Raw genomic sequence first — 7,241 nt, 5'->3', positions numbered from 1 at the left:
ATCCTGCATGGCTTGGCGGTGGTCATTCAACGCTTTCCAGGCAGGCAGGGCGGTAACGTCGTGAGGGGTGCGGTAGTACGCCATCGCTGCGATTTTCCTTATTACTTGAACGGCCTTTTGAACACTAAAAATCCCGGAGCGCTGTGGGTGGGCGTTCCGGTCAACTGCGTCGACACGATTTCATGGCGCAGGGCGAATACAGTAAACCCCGCGCAATGATCTGTCTTGACTTTGTCTGACATGTTTCCGGTACTTTTTTAACATCGAGCCAGGAACAGTCCGACAAACGGAAGAGTCAGGGCTCGGATCAGGCGACCTGTACCGGAATGGCGTTGCTGGTGTGGCTCAATTCGTTACCCGGTGCCATGTAGAGCATGCGCGGCTTGAAGTTGAGCAGTTCGGCTTCGCTGTAGTGGGCATACGCGCAGATGATCACGCGATCGCCGACCTTGGCCTTGTGCGCCGCGGCGCCATTGACCGAGATCATGCGCGAGCCTTCCTCGCCACGGATGGCGTAAGTGGTGAAGCGCTCGCCGTTGTCGACGTTGTAGATCTGGATCTGTTCGTACTCGCGGATGCCGGACAGGTCCAGCCATTCACCATCGATGGCGCAGGAGCCTTCGTAATCGAGTACAGCGTGGGTGACTTCGGCGCGATGCAGCTTGGCTTTGAGCATGATGGCGTGCATGAGTGTTTCCCAGGTCGGAATCGAACGGCGGGCAGTTTGCCCGAAGGGTTTGGGGGCGGCAATACAGTCTGTTCGGGCGCAGAAGNTCCAGCCATTCACCATCGATGGCGCAGGAGCCTTCGTAATCGAGTACAGCGTGGGTGACTTCGGCGCGATGCAGCTTGGCTTTGAGCATGATGGCGTGCATGAGTGTTTCCCAGGTCGGAATCGAACGGCGGGCAGTTTGCCCGAAGGGTTTGGGGGCGGCAATACAGTCTGTTCGGGCGCAGAAGCCCCTGTAGGAGCGAGCTTGCTCGCGATGGACGTTAACGATTACGCGTATTTCCTGAATGTACGCGGCGCGTCGGAGTTCATCGCGAGCAGGCTCGCTCCTACAGGGGAATTTCGGTGTTTAGATTGGCGCGTCGAGGTTCAGGTGCAGGTTGTCGATCAACCGCGTCGTCCCCAGGAACGCCGCTACCAGAATCACCAGGTCGCGATCCTCTGGCGTCGCCGGACGCAAGGTCATGGCGTGGCGAATTTCCAGGTAATCCGGGCGCAGGCCGGCGGCTTCGAGCTGTTGCAGTTTCACGCGGATCAACGCCGGGAAGTCGCGCTCGCCTTGTTTGATCGACTCGGCGATCTCGCTCAAGGTGCGATACACCACTGGCGCCACAGCCCGCTGCTCTTCGTTGAGGAAACCGTTGCGCGACGACAGCGCCAGGCCATCGGCCGCCCTTACGGTCGGCTCGCCGATGATCTGGATCGGCATGTTCAGGTCATGTACCAGCGCGCGAATCACCGCCAGTTGCTGGAAGTCTTTCTCGCCGAAAATCGCCAGGTCCGGCTGGACCATGTTGAACAGCTTGCTGACCACCGTCGCCACGCCTTCGAAATGCCCTGGCCGGCTGGCGCCGCACAGGCCTTCGGACAGTTGCGGGACACTGACGCGGGTCTGGCCGGTCATGCCGTCGGGGTACATCTCCTCGACAGTGGGGGCAAACAGCAGGTGGCAACCGGCCTGGAGCAGTTTTTCCTGGTCGGCGGCGAGCGTGCGCGGGTACTTGTCGAGGTCTTCGCCAGCACCGAATTGCAGCGGATTGACGAAAACGCTCGCCACCACGAAGTCGGCCCGTTGAGAGGCTTTGGTCACCAGCGCAACGTGGCCGCTGTGCAGGTTGCCCATGGTTGGCACAAAGGCGATGCGCTTGCCTTCGCTGCGGGCACGGGCCACGGCGGCCCGCAGTTCGCGTACGGTTTTTACGGTGTTCATGCAGAGAATCCGTGTTCGATCCCAGGGAAGGTCGCCGCTTTGACTTCAGTCACGTAGGCATTCAGTGCAGCTTCAATGCTGGTCTGGCCAGTCATGAAATTTTTCACGAATTTTGGCACGCGGCCAGAAATGGACAGCCCCAGCATGTCGTGCAGAACCAGTACCTGGCCATCGGTGCGATTGCCGGCGCCGATACCGATCACCGGGATCTTCACCGCCTGGGTGATTTCTTCTGCCAGTTCGCTCGGAACGCATTCGAGCAGCAGCATTGCCGCGCCGGCCTGTTCGAGGGAGATCGCGTCGGCACGCATCTGCCGCGCCTGGTTTTCATTGCGCCCCTGGACCTTGTAGCCGCCAAGGATATTCACCGATTGCGGCGTCAGGCCCATGTGCGCGCATACAGGGATGCCGCGCTCGGCCAGCAGGCGGATCGAGTCGCCCAGCCACAATGCGCCTTCAACCTTGACCATGTGCGCGCCGGCCTGCATCAACAGGGCGCTGTTGGCCATGGCTTGCTCGGTGGTGGCGTAGGCCATGAACGGCAGGTCGGCGAGGATCAGGGCATCGCTGTTACCACGTTTGACGGCGGCCACGTGGTAAGCCATTTCTGCGGTGGTGACAGGCAAGGTGCTGTCGTGGCCCTGCAAAACCATGCCGAGGGAGTCGCCCACCAGCAGCACTTCGACGCCAGCCTGATTGCAGGCGTGGGCGAAGGTTGCGTCGTAGCAGGTCAGCATGGTGATTTTTTCACCTTTTTGCTTCAGACCTTGCAGGGTGGTCAGGGTGATGGCTGGCATGAAAAGTTCCTCATTCAGGCGCTGTGGAAACTACTGCGAGTAACGCGCGTGATTCTTCGTTGAATACAGGCGCACGCTCTTTCTGTCGTGCTTTTAAGGCCTGGATTGCGCCCTTTAACGCCGTGTTGGCGGCAGCGGGACGCCTATAGTCGTGAGGAGAACGAGGGAAGTCAATTGCGTGTGTTACCGCATTGTTACGGGTGGGGTGTTACCGGGGTAACTGATGCGATTCAGCAGTGGAACTTGTGTCTAGCCCAAACCCAATGTGGGAGCGAGCCTGCTCGCGATAGCGGAGTGTCAGTCAACATTTCTGATGAATGTTGAAAAGCCATCGCGAGCAGGCTCGCTCCCACAAGGGGATTTTGGTCAATTTTGGGGCAGGCGTTCCAGCCCGACGAACGGGCATGCCTTGAGCAGTTCTGCCAGGGTGCGGCCATCGGCCAGTCGCAGATCCGCAGGTGCCAGTTCCGCCAGCGGATAAAGCACGAAGGCCCGTTCCTGCATGTGGTAATGAGGAACTTTCAGGCGTGGTTCGTCGATCAGGCGATCACCGAACAGCAGGATGTCGAGGTCCAGCGTGCGTGGCCCCCAGCGCTCGAGGCGCTCGCGACCCTGGCCGTTTTCGATGGCTTGCAGGGCATCGAGCAGTTCCAGCGGCGCCAGCGTGCTTTCAAGGGCGGCCACTGCATTGGTGTAGCGCGGTTGTCCGGGCAGCAGCGAATCGCTTTGATAAAACGCAGAAACTCCCGCCAGCTCCGATTGCGGCAGGTGCGCCAGCGCCTCGATGGCGCTGCGCAGTTGTTCGGCTGGGTCGGCCAGATTGCTGCCCATGCCGATGTAGATGCGTTCCATGGATTACTCGCCCGTAGAGCTCGAAGCACCGGCGGCGCGTTTGCGTTTGGACCCACCGCTGCGGCGGCGTTTGCGCGGGGCGCCGGTGCCTTCGTCCTTGCCGCTGAGGTCGCGAATCATGTCGCGGCGTTCACTGTCGTTGGCGTCCTGGTAGTCCGTCCACCACTCGCCCAGGCCGTCGGTCTGCTCGCCGGCGCTTTCGCGCAGCAACAGGAAGTCGTAGCCGGCGCGGAAGCGCGGATTGTCCAGCAACAGATCGGCACGCTTGCCGCTGCGGCGCGGCAGGCGTTCCTGCATGTCCCAGATCTCGCGGATCGGCATGGTGAAGCGTTTCGGAATCGCGATCCGCTGGCACTGTTCGGCAATCAGCTCGTGCGCCGCTTCCTGCATCGCCGGAATCGGCGGCATGCCACGCTCCTGCAGGCGCAGGACCCGCGCCGGCAGGGCAGGCCAGAGCAGGGCTGCAAACAGGAACGCCGGGGTAACCGGTTTGTTCTGCTTGATCCGCAGGTCGGTATTGATCAGGGCTTCGCTGATCAGGGTGTGGGTGTAGGTCGGGTTGTATTCCAGTGCTTCGGCGCTGGCCGGGAACAGTGGATCGAACAATTGCAGGTCGACCAGCATTTCAAACGTATCGGCGGCATGGCCGGAGAGGAAAAGCTTGAGTACCTCTTCGAACAGGCGAGCCGACGGGATCTCGCGCAGCATCGGCGCCAGGTCGCGGATCGGCAGGGCACTGTGTTTTTCGATGCCGAAGTTCAACTTGGCGGCGAAGCGCACGGCCCGCAGCATGCGTACCGGGTCTTCCTGGTAGCGTTGCTTAGGATCGCCGATCAGGCGGATCAGGTGATTGCGAATGTCGTGTACGCCATTGGCGTAATCGAGGATGCGTTCGCTGACCGGATCGTAATACAGGGCATTGATGGTGAAGTCGCGACGTTGCGCGTCTTCTTCCAGGGTGCCATAGACGTTATCGCGCAAGATGCGCCCGCTTTCGTTGCGCGAGGACTGGTTGCTGTCTTCCTCGTCTTCGTTTTGCGGGTGATTGGCGCGGAAGGTCGCGACCTCGATGATTTCGCGGCCGAAGTGGATGTGCACCAGTTTGAATCGGCGCCCGATGATTCGCGCGTTACGGAATTCGGCCCGCACCTGCTCGGGGGTGGCGCTGGTGGCAACGTCGAAATCTTTCGGTGTGATACCCAGCAGCATGTCGCGCACGCAACCGCCAACCAGGTAAGCCTGATAACCGGCGCTCTGCAGGCGTTCAACGATATTCACCGCGTAGCGGCTGAATTGCGCCTTTTGCAGCGAATGTTGGCCGCTGTTGAGCACTTCAGGCGTGCTGCGAATGTGTTGCGTAGGACGCTTGGGAGAACGGAATGACTGGAACAGCTTCTTCAGCATGGGATGCACTGTTTGAAGGAATATTCGGCCATAACAGAAGAATGACCGCATGATGGGCGGGGATTCTAGCATTTAGTCGGGGGATGGTGTAGGACACTGTAGGAGCGAGCTTGCTCGCGATGGTCGTGAGCGATGACGCGCAGAACCAGATGCCCAGTGTTGCCTGTGGGTTTTTCGCGAGCAAGCTCGCTCCTACAGGTACAGGTACAGGTACAGGAAGCGGGTGGGGGGAATCGCAGAAACCACAAGGGGAGCCGAAGCTCCCCAAGAAGTAGTTGCATGCTCTATTTTTATTTTTGGTTTTGGGCTTCTTGTTTTTGTTGAGCGCCCTCGCCATGAAGTTTTCCTTCATGACCCTCCCAATCGGGAGCCAAGAGCAAACGGATTGCTTTGGTCGCTGAATTGCAGTGATCTTTCGATCCAACCAGTACAGGCTCTGTCTTAGGACAGTTTTTGTTGTTCTCGGCCTGGTCGTGGGGCAAGCCCCAAATACAACGCCTCTCCAAAAGAATCAGTTAGCTGCGCCTCTCGCCGTCTTGTTTTTATTGTGCGTGAGTCGATTCGTCTTATTTTTATTGTCTTGTGCATTGCTTGTTATTGTTCTTGTACCAAACATATAGCAGGGTGCGTGCCAACTTTTGCGAAGCCCAATAAAACAAGGGGTTAGGGCGGCTGACAGGCATTTCGAGGGCCAAAAAAAGCCGGGGCTTCGTTACCGTAAGCCCCGGCTTCTGTTACGTGAAAAAACTGAGGTAACAGTTTTTTCCACAAAGTCACGTGTTACCCGCACATCAGACAGGCGCGGTTCAGCTCTCGCTGGCCACCCCGGTCTTGCGCCGTGGAATGCCCAGGCGTTGACGGCGCTCCCACAGGCATTTGCGACTGACCCCGAGCTTGCGAGCCAGCTCGGTTTCGGTCATGTGGTCCTGATGCTCGAGAACGAAATGCTGGAAGTAGTCTTCCAGGGAGAGGTCTTCGGTCGGTTCGTGGTTGTTGTTGCTGGCATTGCCATTGCCCTGTTGTGGAGGCAGGCCAATGAACTCGTCGTCTTCCAGGTCGCCCAGTTCGATGTCGATGCCCAGCAGTTCGGCAGAAATCTCCGGGCTTTCGCACAGGATGACGGCGCGCTCGACGGCGTTCTCCAGTTCACGAACGTTACCCGGCCAGGAGTAGTGACGAATGGCTTGCTCGGCATCCGCGGCGAACTTCAGGTCGGTGCGGTTGATTCGCGCACTTTGCCGCGCCAGGAAGGCGTTGGCGATTTCGTTGACGTCCGCACCGCGTTCGCGCAGGGCTGGCAGCTTCAGCGCGATAACGTGGAGGCGATAGTACAAGTCTTCGCGGAACTGACCGATCTTCGCCAGGCTCTTGAGGTCGCGGTGAGTTGCTGCGATCAGGCGCACATCGACTTTTTGCGACTGCACCGAGCCGACGCGACGAATTTCGCCTTCCTGCAATACGCGCAGCAGGCGAGCCTGGGCTTCCAGTGGCAGTTCGCCGATTTCATCCAGGAACAGGGTGCCGCCATCCGCCGCTTCCACCAGGCCGGCACGCCCGGCGCTGGCGCCGGTGAATGCGCCCTTCTCGTGGCCGAACAGTTCGGACTCGATCAGGCTTTCCGGAATGGCCGCGCAGTTCACCGAAATCATCGGTGCCTTGGCGCGTTTGGACAGGTTGTGCAGGGCGCGCGCCACCAGCTCTTTACCGGTGCCCGATTCGCCCTGGATCAGAACGTTGGAGTCGGTGGGTGCGACTTTGCGGATCTTGCCGTACAGGTCCTGCATCGGCGGGCACGAGCCGATAATGCCGATTTCACCGTTGCTGTTGTCGGTACCGGATTTCACTGCACCGTTGGCGGCTTTGCCGGCAACCGCTTCACCACCGGCTTGTGCCGTTTGTCGGTCACGCAGGATTCGTGCGGCGGCTTGCAGCATTTCGTCGTGATCGAATGGCTTGGCAATGTAATCAACCGCGCCCATCTTCATCGAGTCGACCGCCGAGCGCAGGCTGGCATAGCTGGTCATGATCAGCACCGGCGTGCCTTGGGCGAGCTTGATCAATTCCGTGCCAGGCGCGCCCGGCAGGCGCAAATCACTGACGATCAGATCGAACGAGGGAATGGTGAAGCGTTCTTGTGCTTCCTGCACTGAACCGGCTTCGCTGACCTGGTACTGGTTACGTTCCAGCAGGCGGCGCAAGGCGGAGCGGATAATGGTTTCGTCTTCGACGATCAAAATGTGCGGCATTG

8 protein-coding genes are annotated in these 7,241 nt (G+C 59.5%); 1 reads left to right on the top strand and 7 read right to left on the bottom strand.

Going from position 1 to position 7,241, the window contains the following annotated elements; genetic code table 11:
- Window positions 1-219, top strand: a 219-nt coding sequence (locus ACLD1X_RS28075; RefSeq protein ID WP_429373396.1) for a hypothetical protein, incomplete at its 5' end; no start/stop codon positions are given.
- Between the two features lie 88 nt (window positions 220-307).
- Here ACLD1X_RS28075 and panD read toward each other — a convergent pair.
- The 7 genes from panD to ACLD1X_RS28040 all read right to left on the bottom strand — a co-directional run bounded on the left by panD (window position 308) and on the right by ACLD1X_RS28040 (window position 7,239).
- A complete protein-coding gene (gene panD / locus ACLD1X_RS28070) occupies window positions 308-688 on the bottom strand; it encodes an aspartate 1-decarboxylase (protein WP_003228271.1) in 381 nt (126 codons plus the stop codon).
- Window positions 597-863, bottom strand: coding sequence for an aspartate 1-decarboxylase (locus tag ACLD1X_RS28065; RefSeq protein WP_429373398.1), 267 nt, complete (start codon window positions 861-863; stop codon window positions 597-599). Before ACLD1X_RS28065 ends, panD begins: the two co-directional genes overlap by 92 nt.
- 216 nt (window positions 864-1,079) lie before the next feature.
- A complete protein-coding gene (gene panC / locus ACLD1X_RS28060; RefSeq protein WP_429373393.1) occupies window positions 1,080-1,940 on the bottom strand; it encodes a pantoate--beta-alanine ligase in 861 nt (286 codons plus the stop codon).
- Window positions 1,937-2,737 carry a 3-methyl-2-oxobutanoate hydroxymethyltransferase gene (panB, locus tag ACLD1X_RS28055; protein ID WP_429373391.1) on the bottom strand — a complete coding sequence of 267 codons (801 nt, stop codon included), beginning with the start codon at window positions 2,735-2,737 and terminating at the stop codon, window positions 1,937-1,939. The genes panC and panB overlap by 4 nt, the downstream gene beginning before the upstream one ends.
- Window positions 2,738-3,103: 366 nt before the next feature.
- Window positions 3,104-3,589, bottom strand: coding sequence for a 2-amino-4-hydroxy-6-hydroxymethyldihydropteridine diphosphokinase (gene folK, locus ACLD1X_RS28050; RefSeq protein ID WP_429373389.1), 486 nt, complete (start codon window positions 3,587-3,589; stop codon window positions 3,104-3,106).
- Between the two features lie 3 nt (window positions 3,590-3,592).
- A complete protein-coding gene (locus ACLD1X_RS28045; RefSeq protein ID WP_429373387.1) occupies window positions 3,593-4,993 on the bottom strand; it encodes a polynucleotide adenylyltransferase PcnB in 1,401 nt (466 codons plus the stop codon).
- Between the two features lie 806 nt (window positions 4,994-5,799).
- Window positions 5,800-7,239, bottom strand: coding sequence for a sigma-54-dependent transcriptional regulator (locus tag ACLD1X_RS28040; protein ID WP_429373385.1), 1,440 nt, complete (start codon window positions 7,237-7,239; stop codon window positions 5,800-5,802).
- Between the last annotated feature and the right edge of the window lie 2 nt (window positions 7,240-7,241).

The organism is Pseudomonas sp. 18173 (genome assembly GCF_050432945.1).
Classification (GTDB): Bacteria; Pseudomonadota; Gammaproteobacteria; order Pseudomonadales; family Pseudomonadaceae; genus Aquipseudomonas.
Note: the sequence above shows the minus strand (reverse complement) of the source record. Positions and strands in the feature narration are given on the sequence as shown.

Coding starts and splice junctions, on each gene's coding strand:
- ACLD1X_RS28045 (WP_429373387.1), bottom strand. CDS start 4,993: ATGCTGAAGAAGCTGTTCCAGTCATTCCGTTCTCCCAAGCGTCCTACG.
- panD (WP_003228271.1), bottom strand. CDS start 688: ATGCACGCCATCATGCTCAAAGCCAAGCTGCATCGCGCCGAAGTCACC.
- folK (WP_429373389.1), bottom strand. CDS start 3,589: ATGGAACGCATCTACATCGGCATGGGCAGCAATCTGGCCGACCCAGCC.
- panC (WP_429373393.1), bottom strand. CDS start 1,940: ATGAACACCGTAAAAACCGTACGCGAACTGCGGGCCGCCGTGGCCCGT.
- ACLD1X_RS28040 (WP_429373385.1), bottom strand. CDS start 7,239: ATGCCGCACATTTTGATCGTCGAAGACGAAACCATTATCCGCTCCGCC.
- panB (WP_429373391.1), bottom strand. CDS start 2,737: ATGCCAGCCATCACCCTGACCACCCTGCAAGGTCTGAAGCAAAAAGGT.